This window comes from Corynebacterium capitovis DSM 44611 (assembly GCF_030440535.1).
In the GTDB taxonomy this organism is placed as follows: Bacteria; Actinomycetota; Actinomycetes; order Mycobacteriales; family Mycobacteriaceae; genus Corynebacterium; species Corynebacterium capitovis.
Genome location: NZ_CP047117.1, coordinates 288,668 through 305,820, shown reverse-complemented (window position 1 = coordinate 305,820; position 17,153 = coordinate 288,668). Strand labels below are relative to the sequence as shown.

The 17,153-nt window shown below is 64.5% G+C and carries 17 protein-coding genes; 2 read left to right on the top strand and 15 right to left on the bottom strand.

The genetic code is table 11. The features are described from left to right. Positions 1-49 precede the first annotated feature (49 nt). Together CAPI_RS01580 and CAPI_RS01575 are read right to left on the bottom strand one after the other, a co-directional pair. Complete coding sequence (locus CAPI_RS01580) at positions 50-1,510, bottom strand: recombinase family protein (RefSeq protein WP_018017521.1); 1,461 nt, start codon at positions 1,508-1,510, stop codon at positions 50-52. Between the two features lie 5 nt (positions 1,511-1,515). Then, complete coding sequence (locus CAPI_RS01575) at positions 1,516-2,838, bottom strand: hypothetical protein (protein ID WP_018017520.1); 1,323 nt, start codon at positions 2,836-2,838, stop codon at positions 1,516-1,518. A 143-nt stretch (positions 2,839-2,981) separates the two neighbouring features. On the opposite strand from CAPI_RS01575, the gene eccD reads away from it, so the two are divergent. Next, positions 2,982-4,304 (top strand): type VII secretion integral membrane protein EccD, encoded by a 1,323-nt coding sequence (gene eccD / locus CAPI_RS01570; protein ID WP_018017519.1) that lies wholly within the window; start codon positions 2,982-2,984, stop codon positions 4,302-4,304. Continuing rightward, positions 4,305-5,525 carry a S8 family serine peptidase gene (locus CAPI_RS01565; RefSeq protein WP_083893914.1) on the top strand — a complete coding sequence of 407 codons (1,221 nt, stop codon included), beginning with the start codon at positions 4,305-4,307 and terminating at the stop codon, positions 5,523-5,525. It begins immediately after the preceding gene. Here CAPI_RS01565 and eccB read toward each other — a convergent pair. The 13 genes from eccB to secY form a co-directional block, all read right to left on the bottom strand. After that, positions 5,415-6,677 (bottom strand): type VII secretion protein EccB, encoded by a 1,263-nt coding sequence (eccB, locus tag CAPI_RS01560; RefSeq protein ID WP_026157128.1) that lies wholly within the window; start codon positions 6,675-6,677, stop codon positions 5,415-5,417. The genes CAPI_RS01565 and eccB overlap by 111 nt on opposite strands. A gap of 54 nt (positions 6,678-6,731) precedes the next feature. Then, complete coding sequence (locus CAPI_RS01555) at positions 6,732-8,858, bottom strand: DUF6541 family protein (protein ID WP_018017515.1); 2,127 nt, start codon at positions 8,856-8,858, stop codon at positions 6,732-6,734. A 117-nt stretch (positions 8,859-8,975) separates the two neighbouring features. Then, entirely contained in the window at positions 8,976-9,830 is an 855-nt protein-coding gene (gene truA, locus CAPI_RS01550; protein ID WP_026157127.1) for a tRNA pseudouridine(38-40) synthase TruA, read from the bottom strand. A gap of 119 nt (positions 9,831-9,949) precedes the next feature. Beyond that, entirely contained in the window at positions 9,950-10,423 is a 474-nt protein-coding gene (rplQ, locus tag CAPI_RS01545; protein WP_018017513.1) for a 50S ribosomal protein L17, read from the bottom strand. A gap of 45 nt (positions 10,424-10,468) precedes the next feature. Then, positions 10,469-11,482 carry a DNA-directed RNA polymerase subunit alpha gene (locus CAPI_RS01540; protein WP_018017512.1) on the bottom strand — a complete coding sequence of 338 codons (1,014 nt, stop codon included), beginning with the start codon at positions 11,480-11,482 and terminating at the stop codon, positions 10,469-10,471. 93 nt (positions 11,483-11,575) lie between these two features. Continuing rightward, positions 11,576-12,181, bottom strand: a complete 606-nt coding sequence (gene rpsD / locus CAPI_RS01535) for a 30S ribosomal protein S4 (RefSeq protein WP_018017511.1) — start codon at positions 12,179-12,181, stop codon at positions 11,576-11,578. Between the two features lie 27 nt (positions 12,182-12,208). Continuing rightward, positions 12,209-12,613, bottom strand: coding sequence for a 30S ribosomal protein S11 (gene rpsK, locus CAPI_RS01530; RefSeq protein WP_018017510.1), 405 nt, complete (start codon positions 12,611-12,613; stop codon positions 12,209-12,211). A gap of 3 nt (positions 12,614-12,616) precedes the next feature. Next, complete coding sequence (gene rpsM, locus CAPI_RS01525) at positions 12,617-12,985, bottom strand: 30S ribosomal protein S13 (RefSeq protein ID WP_026157126.1); 369 nt, start codon at positions 12,983-12,985, stop codon at positions 12,617-12,619. A gap of 174 nt (positions 12,986-13,159) precedes the next feature. Continuing rightward, the gene (gene infA / locus CAPI_RS01520; protein WP_018017508.1) at positions 13,160-13,378 is read right to left on the bottom strand and encodes a translation initiation factor IF-1; all 219 of its coding nucleotides are present in this window, start codon (positions 13,376-13,378) and stop codon (positions 13,160-13,162) included. A gap of 189 nt (positions 13,379-13,567) precedes the next feature. Then, positions 13,568-14,335, bottom strand: coding sequence for a L,D-transpeptidase (locus CAPI_RS01515; RefSeq protein WP_018017507.1), 768 nt, complete (start codon positions 14,333-14,335; stop codon positions 13,568-13,570). 38 nt (positions 14,336-14,373) lie between these two features. Further along, on the bottom strand, positions 14,374-15,171 hold the full coding sequence (gene map / locus CAPI_RS01510; RefSeq protein ID WP_018017506.1) for a type I methionyl aminopeptidase: 798 nt from the start codon (positions 15,169-15,171) through the stop codon (positions 14,374-14,376). Then, positions 15,171-15,716 carry an adenylate kinase gene (locus CAPI_RS01505; RefSeq protein WP_018017505.1) on the bottom strand — a complete coding sequence of 182 codons (546 nt, stop codon included), beginning with the start codon at positions 15,714-15,716 and terminating at the stop codon, positions 15,171-15,173. Before CAPI_RS01505 ends, map begins: the two co-directional genes overlap by 1 nt. Beyond that, entirely contained in the window at positions 15,716-17,044 is a 1,329-nt protein-coding gene (gene secY, locus CAPI_RS01500) for a preprotein translocase subunit SecY (protein ID WP_018017504.1), read from the bottom strand. Before secY ends, CAPI_RS01505 begins: the two co-directional genes overlap by 1 nt. Between the last annotated feature and the right edge of the window lie 109 nt (positions 17,045-17,153).

Below are 17,153 nucleotides of genomic sequence, written 5' to 3'. Positions count from 1 at the left end.
TCCATAAAACAATATGTACCGTAATTCTAGCATTAACGATTACGGACAGTCAAGACTTCCAGGTGATTTTTACACGTGTTGGATCGAACTTCTTCGCACCGAGCTTGCCAGGCAAAATATGGATCTCCATGAGCAACTTGGTCAGCCTGCGCTTGTCTTCGACACTGGCGCCCTCCCACCATTCGCCGAAATCCACACCGTCGGTTATCTCAGTAGTTAGTGGGTCAACCCCCATGCTTGACGTCATGGTGTTGAGCTGGCTATCGATGCTGGCCAGCTTGTCAGCGATCTTCGCCTCAACACGGGCGAATACCGTGACATCCACATCGCCACTGGCAACCTGTTCTTCCACTTCTTCTCGACGGGCAAGCAACGCGGTACGCTCGGTGAACAAATCCTTCATCTTTTCAGATAGGTCTTCATCTTCAGGCGCGAGCGCCTGGCGGACGACCTCGACAGCATCGGGTTTTGCCATACGCGCAAGGATGACCTTTTGGACGAGGTCATCGACCTCATCACCGATGGAGACGTGTTGAGCACCGGTCTTAGAGCGCTTGCAAGAGTAGAACTTCTTACTTTTGCCGCCCCACTGGCGAGACCGGGAATACATCGGGTCGCCGCAGGTGCAAGTCAAAACGGACGCTAGGAACTTAGTCGGCGCGGTACCCGCGTGATTTTTCCGACGCGCAGGATCATTGAGCACGGCGTCCAGCTTTTCACCGGTTGCGGAGTCGATGATGGCTGGCCAACTGCCGGGGCCAATGACCTGGCGGTCACGCTTGAGTCGGGTCCCTGTCTCGGGATTGGTCGGTTGGAAAGTAGAAATGCCACGAACACGAGGGTTGAGCAGGATGTCACGCAGCGTATAGGCGTTCATAGGATTCCCTCGCGTGGTCTCTAGACCACGGGGGTGGAAAATCTCACGACATGCCTCACGGAGTGCTTTGCCAGAGATAATCATTTTAGCGGCATCGAGAATGGCCTGGGCTTCGTCTTCGCGGATTGTGACCCCGTCGACCTCGTATCCAAACATGCGAAACCCACCAGTCTTGGGCCTGCCTGTGCGAGCGCGGTCTTCATAAGCAGCACGTATGCGAGCAGCGCGGTCAATAGATTCCTGCTCAGCAATAAGTCCAAGAATCACAATGGTCAGCCGCGATGCGGGGTCTTGAGGGTCGATACCGTAGCCCCGGTTGGCCTTGATTTTCACACCGTGTTTTTCACACAGCTCGAAGAGTGCCAACGTATCTTTGGTGCGGCGGGTCAGTCTGTCCAGTGCGTAGACGTATATGATGTCCAACTCCCCAGCCTGAACAGATTTGAGCAGCTTGTCATACTCAGGCCGGAATTCGCCGGAAAAGGCAGAGACGTTGTTATCGACGTATTCAGCGACCACGCAGGCCTCGTCGGCTTCAGCCTGCTTGCTTGCAAGGTGGACCTGCCGCTGGACACCAGCTTCTTCTTTACGGTCGAGGCTGATACGGGCGTAGATGGCAGCGCGAAAGGGCATGACACCTATCGTAGCCACAAACCAAGCTCAGATTTGCCCGACCCTGTCGCCCCAATGCACAACCCGTGGGGGCCCATTCCGCCGTGGGCCGATTCCTTGAGGTCGAGGTGAACCGGGTTACCAGCGGGGGATGCCCCGATCGGGACGGTGAGAAACTGCCGCGTGCCCTCTCGCCCCTCCCACATCACTTCGGGCGCGAGCTCCTCGATGTCGCCAAAACCCAACAGGCCCAGCAGACCATCCCCGCGCAGATTGCTACCCGTTGGCGACGGCCGACGGTAAAACGCGAGGTGGCGAGCGATCAACTCGACCTCCGCGTGGCACACGTCATCAGGCGTGCCGAGGTATTCCACGCCCGCCTCCGTGACTGCGCTGACGGAGTCTGTGCAGACGAGGTGGAGCGCGTCGTCGTCGATAAAGTAGTGAGGGTCCTCGCTGACGACGACGACGCAATCGGCCCCCCGTCCGGCGGTCCCCGCGTGGGTGCCGGTGGCGTCGACAAGCATGACTGTCAATGCGGCCGACTCAGGGTCGCGCGTGTGCGGCAGCCACTTCAGCCAGCTAAACGACGGCCCGCCGTACCCGTTGATTATGCCCACCGTTTCGGGCCCGTGGAAGAAGGCCAGCTGCACCAGAACGGAGCGCGCAACGCCCACCGCGGACGGGCCAGCCAGGGTAATCAACGGGAACGCCCCGAGCTGCACGACTATCGGCATTCCCGGCACGGTACTCACCGCAGCGACCGTACGCCGCAGACTCACTGCGCACACCGGGTCGAGGTCTTCCGGGGAGCCCGGGTCACCCACCTCGATGGGCGTACACAACGCTGTCGACCCGGTACCCAGCCGGACCTCCCCCGCCCGAGGTTCATCCGCCCCTCGCTCCCATACTCGCGAAGTGGGTGTCGCGGTGAGAAGGAAGTGGGGATCGGGATGGTAGTGGACCGCGTGTTCCCGCTGCGCGGCGGCATTGGTCCGCGCGAGGTTCGCCAGCGCATCAAGGTGGCGCAAGAAGGTGCGCCGTGGTTCATCACCGTCACCACTTTTCTCCGGCGGGTTAAGCATCATGAGCACGCCGAAGACCATGGTGAGCGGGAAGATCATCATCATCGGACTGACCCCGCGTCCCGACATCGCAATGATCGCCACCACCGCGCCCACTGCCACCAGCATCACGACCGGCAGCAGAAGCTTGAGAACGGGCTGCGGTGTGTCCCTGTGCGCCGGCGGGACTGCTTCGGCCGTTAGCACCCCCGATGGCAGCGGAGGGGGTTCCTCCGAATACGGCGGCACCGGAAGCAAGACCGCATTATGGTCCGACCCGAGCATGACGACACTCCCCCCTGTTTTCAACGCACCGGCTCACCCCGAGGCCGTGCTGTGGACGTGCCCAGAATCCTAAGCAATAATGAAAACTCGCGCGCGGCGAGGGGGTCCGGCGCCGCATTGATGACACACTTCGGGGGTTTGCTTTGGTTGCCACGTCGGCGCACCACATCGTACGAGTAACTGTCCGCATCGACGCCGTCTCGCTCCACCGCGACGTAGACCTGACGCTGCCGACGTCCTCCACGTTCGCCGAAGTGCTGCCCGAGATCGCGCGCTTCGTCGATCTTCCTCGTGTTCACCGGCCGTGGCAGGCGACGACCGCCGGGGGTGCACTGTTGGATCTACACACCCCTCTCTACCAGCTCAAACTCAGGGACGGCAGCATCGTGGTGTTGCGCCCCCACGAGCCCGTGGACCCACCTGTCGTACGAGACGCGGCCGAGTCACTGGCCAGCACAGCCGGGGAGGAAACCTTTGTGCCTGGGCTTGGCACCGCGGCGTCAGCGGTGGGGTGCGTGGCGGCGGGATTCGCCTTGTTTCCGCTCCTCGGCCCCCCTGCTGCCATGGCGGCGGCCGGGGCTCTGATGTTGCTACTCAGCCTGGTGTCAAGGTCCCGGGCGTTGTTTCACCTCGGCACGCTCACCGCGGCAGCCGCGTGCGGTGCGTGGGTGGCGGGGCCTCCCAGTGCGTGGATCGATGCGCGGGACCCCGCCTTGGGTGCCCTCGCGGCGGCCGGAACGCTGGCCGTGGGCACGCTCGCCGGTTGCGTGCTGTCGCTGGCCTACGACTCGCTCGCCGCGGCCTCGTTCACTGTCTCCCTAGGGCTCTTGCTGGCCGCGGCGACGCGCGCCGGGGGTTTCCTGCCATCCTCGTCGTCGCCCGCGGCGGTGGCCGTCCTCACGGGGCTCATCGTGGTCGCTGCCGCACCCGGAATCGCGACGCGCGCAGCCGGCCTGCGGGTCCCGCGTATCCCTACCGCCGGTGAGGAGCTAAGTACCACCGACGGTTACCTCGCTGATGCAGAAACCCGCAGCCGTCGAGCCCGCGTGCTGCTGACCGGCATCAACTTCGGGGCAGCCGCGATCATGATCCCCGCCCTGTTGTCCCTCGCCCGTTCGGGCAACGCGTGGGCCATCGTTCTCAGTCTGTGCGTCGCAGGAGCCCTTGTCCTCCATGGCGCTCGGCACCACGACACCGGGCCGCGGTTGGCGTTGACCGCGATCGCTCTCACTGGCGTACTCAGCTGCGGGGTCGTGGCCGCCGTATCGTCCTCGACGGCCGCGCTGGTTGTGGCGCTCATTGTCTGCGCCGTTACGGCAACCACGGTGCTGTGGGCGTCTCGAATTCCGGAGTTAGAACCAACCACGGTCGTGTGGCTAGAGCGATTGGAGACGGTCGCGATTATCGCTTCGCTCCCAGTGGTGGTCCACGTTGCCGGCGGGTTTGCCCTGATCAGGGGAATGTAAGTGCGCGCCCTCCGCTACGCCGCCGTCGTTGGGGCGCTGAGCGCCTCCCTCGTCTGCCCCGCCGCACGGGCGCAGGACATCCCGTGCGTGGCTCCGGAACCCGCCACGGGCACCCCAGCAACGCCGCAGGACGTTGCGCAGGTGCGTCGCTTCGCCACGGGAGCCGGGGTCCGGGTGGCCGTGATCGATACGGGCGTGGCCCCCAACCCCGAGTTCGCCCACGTGAGCCCAGGCGCGGACTTCGTCTCCCCCGGCGCACCCAACCCGCTTCTCGATTGCGACGGCCACGGAACCGTGGTCGCCGGGATCATCGCCAGTGCCACGCTCGGCATCGCGCCCGACGTCGAGCTCCTCTCCATCCGCCAAACGTCGCAGCATTACCGCTCCATCGACTCCGCCGGCAGCCTCAGCTCACTTGCCGACGCCATCGGCGACGCCCTCGACCGAGGCGCCCGAGTCATTAACATCTCTGTCGTATCGTGCCTCGATCCCCGCGATGCGGCTCGATTGGATACACGCCCGCTTGACGACGTCCTCCGCCGCGCCGAAGAAACAGGAGCGATCGTCATTTCCGCAGCCGGGAATGAAACACCGACGTGCCGCCAGGGCTGGCGCGTCCTGCCCGCCCACGCACCCACGGTCCTGGCAGTCGGCGCGCGCGAGGACAGCCATTCCGTAGCGAGCTACTCGGTCGCATCGGAAACAGGGGGCACGCCGTTGTCGGCCCCCGGCTCGGTACAGGCGGGCGTGTCGTGGGGCGGATCCGGGTTCGCCTCCGGTCGCGCGACTGACCGAGACACCACCCAGCCATTCAGCGGCACGAGTTTCGCCGCCCCCGTTGTCACTGGGTCGGTGGCACTACTTCTTCAACGCAACCCAACGCTTACTCCCGCCGAGGTTCGCGCGCGGGTCATCGCAGCTGCGGAACCCGCCGGCGGCGCCGTCGATCCACTTGCCGTAGTGACACAGACGCAGCCGGACCCGCAGCCCTCCCGCGCCCCGCTCAGCGTCGCGCAGAACGAAGCGGCAACCAGCCCCGCCCTTGCGCGCAGCCGCGGCGCCGCTGTTGTTATGGCGGCCCTAGCGGGCCTGTTGTGGTGCGCCCGCTCGTCAGTACAGGGCCGTTCCCGCCGCCTTCGCGCTGAGGGCCTCCCCCTCGGGCAGCAGGGCGATAATCTCCCAAGGGACTTCTTCTACGTGGACCGCCCCAACCACCGTTAAGGTGTCGCGGTCCGGCACCTCGTGCCGCAGTCCCTGCGCGGACACCACGTGGTACCCGTGTCCCGTGTCAACCCCGACCGCGCCGAGTTGCAATCCGATAAAGCGGGTTGCCGTTGCCCGGCCCGAAAGTTCAATGGCTCCCGCGGTGCCCCCTGAAACACTCATCGTGGACGCACCCCCGTCCTGCGTCGCGCAGAGCGCCTGGGAGCCCGGGTCGAGGAATACCGGGCGCAGCGCTGGCAACCTCACATCCAAGGGCGGGTCGGCGTCCGCGTACGTGGAGAGCTCCGCACGCTCGACCCGCCGCTCGAGCGCCCCCGCGTTCACGAGGAGCTCCGCCTGGAGAGGCGTCACGGGCTGGATCCCGCCAGTGGCGTTGAGCGCCCAGGCCTGCCCGTCGCTGTCCACCACCTCGGGGAGGTCGGCGGGAAAGGCCAGCGGCGGTTGCTCCTCCAGTGCCCAAAGCAGCTGGGCCGGGGGCGACCAGCGCGGAGTCGCCGAGTCAATCCCTAACCCGCGGCGCAGCACCCGCCCCTGCGGTGTCTGCGCGTCGGGCAGCTCGGCACGCCCGGCGCGAGTGATCAGCCACTCCTTGCCGCCGGCGGTGGCGAGGACCGCGGTGGCGTCGTCAAGCGACTGCGAGGGGTACCCCGCGATGACTGTGACGGTGCCGGCGAGCTCGCAGGCGGACCACGAGGAAGCAGGACTGTCGGCGGGTGCAAAAAGCGAGGGTGCGCTCGGGATGCCTATCGGGACCCCGCGCGGGAGGGTTGCCAGCACTGCGTCGCCCACGCGGGCGGGCTCGTCGGGCGCCCCAGCGATGAGCCGAGCCGAGGTCAGGTTTGTCACGGGATGCACCCGGTCCCCCACGCGGACGAGCAGGTTGCCCTGCATGTCGCGGAGGATGCTGGCGTCACCGGGATCCGGGTTCGGGCGCAACCAGGCGAAGAGTCCGGCGACCGCTGCGATCAGCGCAACGGCCACCCCGCTGAAGAGCATCGCGCGGTGGCGCGAGGCGAGCGGGTCGTGGATCATCCGTATGTCGCCGAAGAGCAGGCCGTGCTCGACGCGGCGGCGCATGAAGCGGTGACCCGACACCTGAGGCCGCGTGGTGGGCAAGAGTCGTCTCGGACGCTGCGGTGTAGTGCTCACGGACCATCCCCCCTCATGAATCCCCCGTGCGCCCTTAACCTACCGCAGCCGCGCTCACTCCGCGCCCGCTGCGTTAGTACGTGCGGCCGGTGTGAGAACCGGGATGTCGTCCGAGCCCGCCTCGCGGGCGCTACGACGCAAAGCGCGCAACTCCGTGTCGGTGAATTGCGAGTTGACGGCGAAGATAACCGTGGTGCCCTTGCGGTAGACGGGCGTGACCCCAGGGGACGTCCACAGCCCTTTGAGCTGGCCATACCTCTCGTACTGGAACTCCCAGATCGTCCCGGGGCTGAGCAGGTAGAACTTCACGTTCAGGTCTTTTAGGGCGGTATCGGTGACGTTTTGCGCGTCCGCGTCGCCGCGCCTGCCGTTTCCGAGGTAATCCGAGTGCCAATACGCCGTGTCCGTCGCGGATCCGCGCCCACCCATCGCCGACATGTAGTGCCGCGAAATCGTCGGCAACCCGTTGTAGGCGTACGCCCACGAGTACCCGTCGGCGGGCTCACCGAAGGTGTAGCCCTCCCACGCAACGGGTTGCGCGGCGAGCCAGTCGAAGGCCCGCAGGTCATTCTCGTTGACCATGCGGTCGCCGCTGCGCGGTTCGCTAAACGCCGCCTCCGCACCCGCGCGCGCCGTCGTCTCCGCCCACACGCTCACACCCGCGCCCGCCAGGACGGCCACGATCGCAGACACGCTTGTCGACGCCCTCGTCCACCCCGCCTTACCGCGTCGGGCGGCAAGCGGCGCCAAGGTGAGGAGGCGGATCATCGCGGCCACGCCAATCGATGCCGAGGCGAAGGTCACCATTGCCACCGGCTGCACTAGGCGGTGCGCGGTGTTGTAGTGGAACCCGCCGATCGTGGCGAGGATATCTCCGAACCACCCGCCAATAGGTACAAGGGCGCACACCGTCGCGGCCGCAGACACGACGTAGAAGATCACCGCCCACACCTGGCCCCGCCACAGCAGTGCCACCAGGGCACCGAAACCCGCCAACCAGAGAACGATGGCGGGGTCGAAGCCTGGGAAGAAGGAGTCGACGTGGCGCGTCGTCAGTGTGAGAACCACCTTCCAAGGATCCGTCACGCCAGCGTCCTCTGGGGTTCGCCAGCTCGAAACCTCCTCCGCCTGGGCGGACGCGAAGAGCGCCTGAGGCAGGAACAACACGCCGCCAACGCCCGACGCCACGGCGAGCCACAGAAGGTCGCGTAGCCTACCTCGTGCCGGCTTAATCAGCAGGCTGGTCACCCAGAACAGGGCCACCGCCAGCACCACGTACGTCGCTACAGCGGGGTGCACCTCGAGGATTCCCAGGAACGCTAACGCTGCGGGAAACGCCCTGACGGGGTGCGCCGGGACCGTGCAGAAGAGCCAGATCACGATGCCCACCACGGAAACCGCCGACAGGTACGGCCAGATTCCCACGCTGTCTGCCACCCACAGGGGCGGGGCGACGTAAATCGACACCGCTGCCAGCGCTGCGCCGATCTGGGCGGTCACTCCCCTGGAACGGAGAATGGCAAAGACGAGGCACGCCATAGTGACGGGCAGCGCCACCCCGGGAAAGACAATGCTGGCGATGTTGACAGCTGGGATCGGGTCATACCCCGCGGCCTGGGCGAACAGCGCCGTCGTGGCGTGGAACGCGGAGGGGTAGAGCATCGGCGCATGGCTCTCGATGTTGTGCAGCTCCCCCATCCGCGTTGCCGACGCCACGTGCTCCGTCATGATGAAGCGCACTGCGTTGGCATGCCACTGGGAGTCCCATCCCTGGACGATGTTATTAACCCCCAGTGGCATCGACACCAGCCACGTCATTTTGTCGTAGATGAGCATCCATGCACCCACGACCACTCCCGCGGCGGGGAGGACCCAGTACGGGTCCGACAAGGAACCGCGCCAGCGCGACGTGTTTTTATCCTCCCTCGCGCGCCGGTTGAACAGCCAACGCACGCCGAGGGCCACCCCAAGCGCAAGAGCCAGAGTGATACCAAAGGTGAACCACCCGAAAGGCGCGTCAACCGCACCCCACATCCACGCGCTGAACCCGACCACACCGAAGGTGACGGGCAGCGCCGCGGCGGCGGCAACGGGCACCTTCAAACCGGCCGCCCATGAAACGGCAAACCCGGGGAGAAAAAACACGAGGAGGGCAACCAGCACCGTTCCCGCCAGGACCATTATCCGCTACCTGTTCCTCTCTCACGCGCGTACGTATCTCTCGAACTATATTCATTCCCCACAGCCGCATTCCTTTCAGACACGGTGCTTTCAGGCACGGTGCGCCCCAGCGCCAGCTCAGCCAATCGACCCCCGCCGCGCGCGGGTTTGTGCGGAACGCGCCGCGAGGTCTTGTTCGGGCGGGTAGGCAACACCGGTCAGCGTCAACCCGCGCGCCGGGGCTAGCGGCACCTGTGCCGAGCGCTCCCGCAACGTCAGCAGCGTACTCACCCAGTCCTCGTCCCGACGCCCCTCCCCGACTATCAGGCAGGTGGCCACCAACGCTCGGACCATATTCCAGCAAAAAGCGTCGGCCGTGACGCGCGCAATATAGAGCTCGGGCTCCTCGCTTGTCGACGCCTCCGCCCACCTCAAGTGACGCAGCTGCCGCACCGTCGTCGCGTGCGGGCGGGCCCTGCAAAACGCGGCAAAGTCGTTGAGACCGAGCAATAGATCCGCCGCGTTTTGCATGCGGGCAAGGTCGACGGGCTTGCCCCACGTCGCAGTGTCGCTCCGCCGCATGGGCAGCGCCCCACCCGGGTGCGTCGTGACCCGATAGGCGTACGTCCTCTCGAGCGCGGAAAACCGCGCGTCGAAAAGCGGCGGCACCTCGGTGACCGCGAAGACTCGGATATCTTCGGGCAAGAGCTTGGCTAAGCGACGCACTAAGCGCCCGGGGTCCCCGTCAATAGAGCGCTGCTGCAGGCTCACCCGTGGCACATCGACGTGCGCGACCTGGCCCGAGGCGTGAACGCCAGCGTCCGTGCGCCCGGCGACCGTGAGGCCCACCTCGGTGCGCAGAACAAGCGCTAGCGCCGTCTCCAGCGTTTCCTGAACTGTTCGGGTGGCGCTGCCATCCGGCGCCGGGCGCTGGCGGGCCCAGCCGTGAAAACCGGAACCGTCGTAGGCGATGTCGAGGCGCAGTCGCGCCATGTCGGGCGCTGGGGTGGCGGGCTGCGAGGTCACCCGGCTAACCCTAGCAATGCCCCCAGACGAGCACACCCCGCCCTCGTGCATCGGCACGTAGGCGGGGTGTGACCGGCGAACCGGGGCTAGGACTGCTCAGACTCTTCCGTGGAAGCTTCTTCGGCAGGCTCGGCGGGCTCGGCGGGCTCAGCTTCGCGGGATGCTGCGACGCGCGCTGCGCGTGTGGCCTCGGAGGTCACGGTCTCCTCGAGAACAAGGGAGATCTGAACCATCGGGGCGTTGTCGCCGGCACGGTTCTCCAGCTTGATGGTGCGAGTGTAGCCACCATCGCGGTTGGCGAACTGCGGGGCGAGATCGTTGAACAGGTGCGCAACGATCTCCTTGCTCGGCAGCTCAGCGGCGACGGCGCGGCGGTCAGCCAGCGTGCCCTTCTTCGCCTTGGTGATGAGCTTCTCGGCGTAGGGGCGCAGGACCTTGGCCTTAGCCTCGGTCGTCTTGATTGCTCCGTGCTCGAACAGGGACTGAGCCAGGTTAGAAACGATGTGCTTCTGGTGGCTTGCGGACCCTCCGAGGCGGGCACCCTTCTTCGGGGTAGGCATGTTGTTCTCCTCGTATGCGGTTGATTGAGCGCGTGCTCGGGGTTGTTACTCGGTCTCTTCCCCGCTGCGGTCGACGTAGTCACCAGTCTCGGCGTCGTAGCCTTCAATCTGGGTCGGGTCGAAATCTTCCGGCGCATCCTTCAGGGTCAGCCCCAGAGAAGCAAGCTTGATCTTGACCTCGTTGATGGACTTCTGGCCGAAGTTACGGATATCAAGCAGATCGCTTTCCGTGCACTCGGCGAGCTCGCCAACGGTGTGGATCTCCTGCCGCTTCAGGCAGTTGTAGGAGCGGACGGAGAAGTTCAGGTCCTCGATCGGCAGGTTGTAGGCGGCGATGTATTCCGTCTCCTGGGGCGACGGGCCGATCTCGATGCCCTCGGCCGCGGTGTTGAGTTCGCGCGCGAGGCCGAAGAGCTCGACCAGAGTCGATCCGGCAGAAGCAAGGGCGTCGCGGGCGGACATGGAGTTCTTCGTCTCCACGTCAATGATCAGCCGATCGAAGTCGGTGCGCTGCTCGACACGGGTCGCCTCGACCTTGTAGGCCACGCGGGTCACCGGGGAGTAGATCTGGTCAACCGGAATGCGGCCGACCTCTCCGCCGGAGTTGGTGACCGCGGGGACGTACCCGCGGCCGCGCTCGACGACGAGCTCCATCTCGAGGCGCGCCTGCTCGTTGAGGGAAGCGATGACGAGATCCGGGTTGTGAATCTCTACACCGGCCGGTGCTTCAATGTCACCCGCGGTGACGACACCCGGGCCCTCCTTGGACAGGTACATCACAACCGGCTCATCCGAGTCCGAGGACAACACGAGTCCCTTGACGTTGAGGACGATCTCCGAGACGTTTTCCTTGATCCCGTTGATGGTGGTGAACTCGTGGAGCACACCATCGATCTTGATCGAGGTCACTGCCGCGCCCGGAATGGACGACAGCAGCGTGCGACGCAGGGAGTTGCCAAGGGTATAGCCGAAACCAGGCTCGAGCGGCTCGATGACGAACTTCGAGCGGTTGGTGTCGATGTATTCCTCGGTGAGCTGCGGGCGCTGCGAGATGAGCATGAACTTCTCCTTTAACGGCAACCACTATTTGATGCCGGTGGAACTGACTTGGTGAAGGTGTGCCGCGCCGGAAACGCGGCGGAAGCAGTCGGACTACTTCGAGTAAAGCTCGACGATGAGCTGCTCCTGCAGCGGAACGTCGATCTGAGCGCGCTCGGGCAACTGGTGCACGAGGATGCGCAGGGTTTCGGGGACAACCTGCAGCCACCCCGGGACAACGGAGTCGGTCAGGTTTTCCTGGGCCTCTTCGAACCACAGCATGTTGCGGGACTTCTCGCGCACGTCGATGATGTCGTAGCGGGACACGCGGTGGGACGGCACGTTGGTCTTCTTGCCGTTGATGGTGAAGTGGCCGTGGGACACAAGCTGGCGTGCCTGGCGGCGGGTCCGCGCAAGACCTGCGCGGTAGACGACATTGTCCAGGCGAGACTCCAGCAGAACCAGCAGGTTATCACCGGTCTTACCAGAGAGGCGGTTGGCCTCCTCGTAGTAACGGCGGAACTGCTTTTCCATCACGCCGTAGGTGAAGCGAGCTTTCTGCTTCTCCTGCAGCTGGAGGAGGTACTCAGATTCCTTGATCCGAGCGCGGCCAGCCTGCCCCGGGGGGTAGGGGCGACGCTCGAAGGACATGTCACCGCCGACGAGGTCGACGCGGAGGCGACGGGACTTACGGGTAGCAGGGCCAGTATAACGAGCCATGGTGTTTTACCTCTTTTCCTTTCTGCCTTAAACGCGACGACGCTTCGGCGGGCGGCAGCCGTTGAAAGGCTGCGGCGTGACGTCGGAGATCGAGGACACCTCGAGGCCGGCGGCCTGGAGCGAACGGATAGCGGTCTCGCGGCCAGAGCCCGGGCCCTTGACAAACACGTCGACCTTCTTCATGCCGTGGTCCATCGCCTTGCGGGCGGCGTTTTCCGCAGCCATCTGCGCGGCAAACGGGGTGGACTTGCGGGAGCCCTTGAAACCCACGTGTCCGGAGGAGGCCCACGAGATCACGGCACCGCTCGGATCGGTGATCGAGACGATCGTGTTGTTGAAGGTGGACTTGATGTACGCGTGGCCGTTAGCCACATTCTTCTTGACGACGCGACGTCCACCACGGCGCGCGCCGGAACGAGTCTTAGGGGGCATGTGTTACTTCTTCTTTCCTGCGATGGTCTTCTTCGGGCCCTTACGGGTACGCGCGTTCGTCTTCGTGCGCTGCCCACGAACGGGCAGGCCGCGGCGGTGGCGCAGACCCTGGTAGGAACCGATTTCGATCTTGCGACGAATGTCCGCCTGCACCTCGCGGCGCAGATCGCCCTCCACGGTGTAGGAGGACTCAATGGCGTCGCGCAGCGCCGCCAGCTGGTCGTCGGTCAAGTTATCGGTGCGCAGGTCAGGAGAGATGCCCGTCTTGGCGAGCAGTTCCTTGGAACGGGTGGCGCCGATTCCGTAGATGTAGGTAAGTGCGATCTCCATGCGCTTGTTGCGCGGCAGATCAACACCAGCGAGACGTGCCATGAGGTACGTGCCTTTCTGGTTGTTACGGTGGTTTTCTCCCCACCCGTCCACGCCAAGCGACGCTTTACCCGGTCCTCGCCGGATGATGGGTCGTGGTTGCGCGCGGCTCCGGCCACCGCGGCCAGAGGTTGACGACGCACCTGAGGTGCGCTTGGGAAGGGAGGCTTACGTTATTTACTTGTAGCGGTAGGTAATACGTCCGCGGTCGAGGTCGTAAGGAGACAGCTCCACGATGACGCGGTCTTCCGGGAGAATGCGGATGTAGTGCTGGCGCATCTTGCCGCTGATGTGGGCGAGGACTTCGTGCCCGTTGTCGAGCTCGACACGGAACATCGCGTTCTTCAAGGGCTCGACGATGCGACCCTCGACCTCAATTGCGCCTTCTTTTGCCATGCACTCCACTTCCTAAAGCACCATTCATGCTGGTACTTGACGTATTTTCGCGATTGCTACACGACGCCACCGAGCCGGTTTGAATCCGGCTCCACAACGCCAACTTGACAGCTTAGCCCGCCACCTGCGCAAACACAAACCCCGCTCGCGACGCATTGGCGCCGGAAGCGGGGTATGAACCGAGACTGGCTAGTACACGAAGACCTTATCGCCAACCTGCAGGTCGTCGAAGTAGCGCTGCGCATCCGCGCGGTACATGCGGATGCACCCATGGGAGAGAATCGACGGGTCGCCTTCGTGGAACGCGATGCCGTTGTTCGTGAAGTACGTCGCGTATGGCATCGGGGCATTGTTGAACTCGTAGGAGATCTCGTCCTTGACCTTGCGGTTGACGTAGAACGTCCCGCGCGGGGTTTCGTATCCGGCGCGCCCAGGCCCAATCGCCGCGGCCTGGTGGTACACCTGCCCGTCATTTTGCAGCCAGGACCTCCGGCCGTCGATATCGATGCACGCCTTGGCGTCGCGGGGGCAGGGACCGTAATCGAAGGCCGGCGCCGCTTGCTCGGCCGGCGCGGCTTCCGCCGCGGGGGCTGCCTGAGCGGCGGGCTCAGGCGCGGTGCGCTGAGCGATCAAACCGGGGAAAGCTGCTTCCACGGCTTGGTCAACGGCAGCCTTCGCCTGCGCGGGCAGGGCCGGGTTGACCGTCGCAAGGCCGTCCGCCTGCTGGTACATCGCGGCGCGCAAACCCCACGCACCCTCACGCGCGGACGCGTCGTGGCGCTGTGCCGCGTCCTGGAACGTCGCGTTGACCTGGGCGATAAACCCATCAAGGCCGGCATCTTGGGCGTGGGCGTCAGGCCCGCCGAACAGAGTCGTCGTCAATGCGGCGGCTCCGGCAACCACACCGAGGCGGCGCTTGGAAAGGGACGGCTTAGCGTGCCGCGGTGTGTATGACATGAGAGAAGTATAACAGCTGGGGACTAAACTGCTGTCGCTTAACGCACACGCGGCGTGAGAATTCGTGGGCCGTCGCTTGTCGCCGCGACCGTGTGCTCCCAGTGAGCGGCCGGGGAGCGGTCGAGGGTGACCACGGTCCAGCCGTCATCAAGCTCCTCGCTCTCTGTTTCTCCCCCGAGGATAAGCATCGGCTCGATGGCGAGGACCGAGCCTTCTGCAATGAGCGGCCCGCGCCCCGCCCTGCCCTCGTTGGCAAGAAAGGGTTCTTCATGCATCTCATGGCCGATGCCGTGGCCACCATAACCGTCGAGAATCCCCAGCTCGATTCCGAAACGCCGTTCCGCAGCACGCGTTGCCACCTCGAGCGCGTGCGAGACGTCGGTGAGCCGGGCCCCGGGCACCATCGCCTTGAGACCTTCACCCAGCACCCATTCGGTTGCACGATTGAGCTTGTCGACGTCCCCCGGCAACTGCCCCACCCCGAAGGACCACGCGGAGTCACCCACCCACCCGTCGAGGGTTGCACCGCAATCGATCGAGACGAGGTCACCGTCCTTGAGCACCTCCGTCGCGGAGGGAATGCCGTGCACGACGACCTCGTTGATCGAGGCGCAGATTGACGCCGGGAATCCGTTGTACCCAAGGAAGGTAGGGATCGCCCCGTGGTCGCGGATGACGTCCTCTGCCACCCGGTCAAGCTCTAGCGTGCTTACCCCCGGTCGCGCTGCGGCGCGCACTTCCTGCAGGGCAATGCCCACAATGCGCCCCGCGGCTTCCATCGCGTCGAGCTCGCCGACCGTCTTCGGCGGCACGGAACGCCGCTTGCGGAAAACCACTAGCGGGGCAGCTTGCTCAACGCGCGAGCGTTGACCTCATCGACGTCGCCCACGGCGTCGATGTCGATGATCGCGTCGCCGTAGTAGTCGATCAGCGGCGCTGTCTCGTCGCGGTACACGTTGAGACGGGTGCGGATTGTCTCCTCGTTGTCGTCTGCGCGGCCGCGAGCGAGCATGCGCTCGACAACGACGTCCTCGTCGATCCGGAAGTTGAGCACCCCGTCGAGCGTTACACCCTTGCGGTCGAGGAGGTCTTTGAGGATTTCCGCTTGCTCAACGGTGCGGGGGAAACCGTCGAGAAGAAAACCGTCATTGGCGTCGTCCTCCTCCAACCGGGCCTCGACCATGCGTGCGGTGACATCCGTCGGCACCAGCTTGCCCGCGTCGATGTATTCCTTGGCCTCAACACCGAGCGGGGTTCCTTCACCGATGTTGGCGCGGAAGAGGTCGCCCGTGGAGATGTGCGGGATGCCTAGCTTTTCGGAGAGGATAGCCGCCTGGGTGCCCTTGCCCGCACCGGGAGGGCCGAGAAGTACAAGACGCATTATCGCAATAGTCCTTCGTAGTTGGATTGGAGAAGCTGGGATTCAATTTGTTTCACCGTAGTCAGCGCCACGGAGACCATAATCAGAATAGCGGTGCCACCGAACGCGCTCATGCCCATCCGCCCGGAACCACCGACGCCCGCATCGAGCGCAAGGTTCGGCAGAATCGCGATGAGGCCGAGGTAGAGGGCCCCAACGAACAGCAACCGGTTCATGACGAACCCGAGGTACTGGGCGGTGGGCCGGCCCGGGCGGACACCTGGAATGAATCCGCCGTACTTCTTCATGTTGTCGGCCTGCTCCACCGGGTCGTACTGGATGGAGACGTAGAAGTAGGAGAAGAAGATGATGAGGGCGAAGTAGACTGCGATGTACTGCCACGAGCCCGGGTTCTGCAGCCAAGCCATCACGTTGCGTGCCCACCAATTTTCCGACGGGGCCGTCTTGTTCATCGTGACGATTTGAGTGATCAGCACCGGAACGTACATCAGCGAGGATGCGAAGATGACCGGGATAACACCCGCCTGGTTGACCTTCAGCGGCAGATAGGTGGAGGACCCGCCGTACTGCCGGCGCCCAACCATGCGCTTCGCGTACTGCACCGGGATGCGGCGCTGTCCCTGCTCGACGAAGATGATGCCCACCACGAGTGCGACAATCGCGGCGAGAACGAGCGCGAAGGTCACTCCCCCGGAGTTCTGCAAGATGTACGCACCCTCGCGTGGCAGCTGAGTGGCGATGCCTGCGAAAATGAGGAGGGACATGCCGTTGCCGACGCCCTTTTCCGTAATGATCTCGCCGAGCCACATGATCAGCACCGCGCCGGAGGTCATCACGACGATCATCATGATGAGCGTCCACACGCTGCGGTTTTCGACGAGAACCGGTACGCCCTGGCCGAGCAGCTGTTCCCTATCGGCCAGCGCGACAATCCCGGCCGACTGGAGGAGCGCCAACCCGACCGTGAGGTAACGGGTGTACTGGGTCATCTTGGTCTGACCCGCCTGCCCTTCCTTTTTCAGCTCCTCAAACCTCGGGATAACCACCGTCAACAGCTGCACAATTATCGAGGAGGTAATAAACGGCATGATGCCGATGGCGAAGATCGACAGCTGAAGGAGCGCACCTCCGGAAAAAAGGCCGATGACGGAAAACATCGTCGCCTGATCACCCTGCGCAATGTCGTTCAAACGCTGATGGATGAGCGCGTAATCGACACCCGGGGCAGGAATCTGAGCCCCGATGCGATACAGAATGATCAGCGCGATAGTGATCAAGATCTTCTTGCGCAGATCCGGGTCTTTAAACGCCTGAGCGATTGCGGACACAAAGCCTCCTGGCTTCTCCCCCGGCCGGCGGGAGAATAGGACGTGATGGTTCAGCCGGCCGCGCGTTTGACCCGGGCCGGCGGGTTTGACCCCACTACTTTAGCAGCCG

Excerpts from the sequence above, each read along its gene's own strand:
- rpsM (WP_026157126.1), bottom strand. The coding sequence starts at position 12,985 with ATGGCACGTCTCGCTGGTGTTGATCTGCCGCGCAACAAGCGCATGGAG.
- CAPI_RS01515 (WP_018017507.1), bottom strand. The coding sequence starts at position 14,335 with ATGTCATACACACCGCGGCACGCTAAGCCGTCCCTTTCCAAGCGCCGC.
- truA (WP_026157127.1), bottom strand. The coding sequence starts at position 9,830 with ATGGCGCGACTGCGCCTCGACATCGCCTACGACGGTTCCGGTTTTCAC.
- rpsD (WP_018017511.1), bottom strand. The coding sequence starts at position 12,181 with ATGGCTCGTTATACTGGCCCTGCTACCCGTAAGTCCCGTCGCCTCCGC.
- CAPI_RS01580 (WP_018017521.1), bottom strand. The coding sequence starts at position 1,510 with ATGCCCTTTCGCGCTGCCATCTACGCCCGTATCAGCCTCGACCGTAAA.
- CAPI_RS01505 (WP_018017505.1), bottom strand. The coding sequence starts at position 15,716 with ATGCGTCTTGTACTTCTCGGCCCTCCCGGTGCGGGCAAGGGCACCCAG.
- infA (WP_018017508.1), bottom strand. The coding sequence starts at position 13,378 with ATGGCAAAAGAAGGCGCAATTGAGGTCGAGGGTCGCATCGTCGAGCCC.
- rplQ (WP_018017513.1), bottom strand. The coding sequence starts at position 10,423 with ATGCCTACCCCGAAGAAGGGTGCCCGCCTCGGAGGGTCCGCAAGCCAC.
- CAPI_RS01575 (WP_018017520.1), bottom strand. The coding sequence starts at position 2,838 with ATGCTCGGGTCGGACCATAATGCGGTCTTGCTTCCGGTGCCGCCGTAT.
- CAPI_RS01555 (WP_018017515.1), bottom strand. The coding sequence starts at position 8,858 with ATGGTCCTGGCGGGAACGGTGCTGGTTGCCCTCCTCGTGTTTTTTCTC.
- rpsK (WP_018017510.1), bottom strand. The coding sequence starts at position 12,613 with ATGCCCCCTAAGACTCGTTCCGGCGCGCGCCGTGGTGGACGTCGCGTC.
- CAPI_RS01540 (WP_018017512.1), bottom strand. The coding sequence starts at position 11,482 with ATGCTCATCTCGCAGCGCCCGCAGCTCACCGAGGAATACATCGACACC.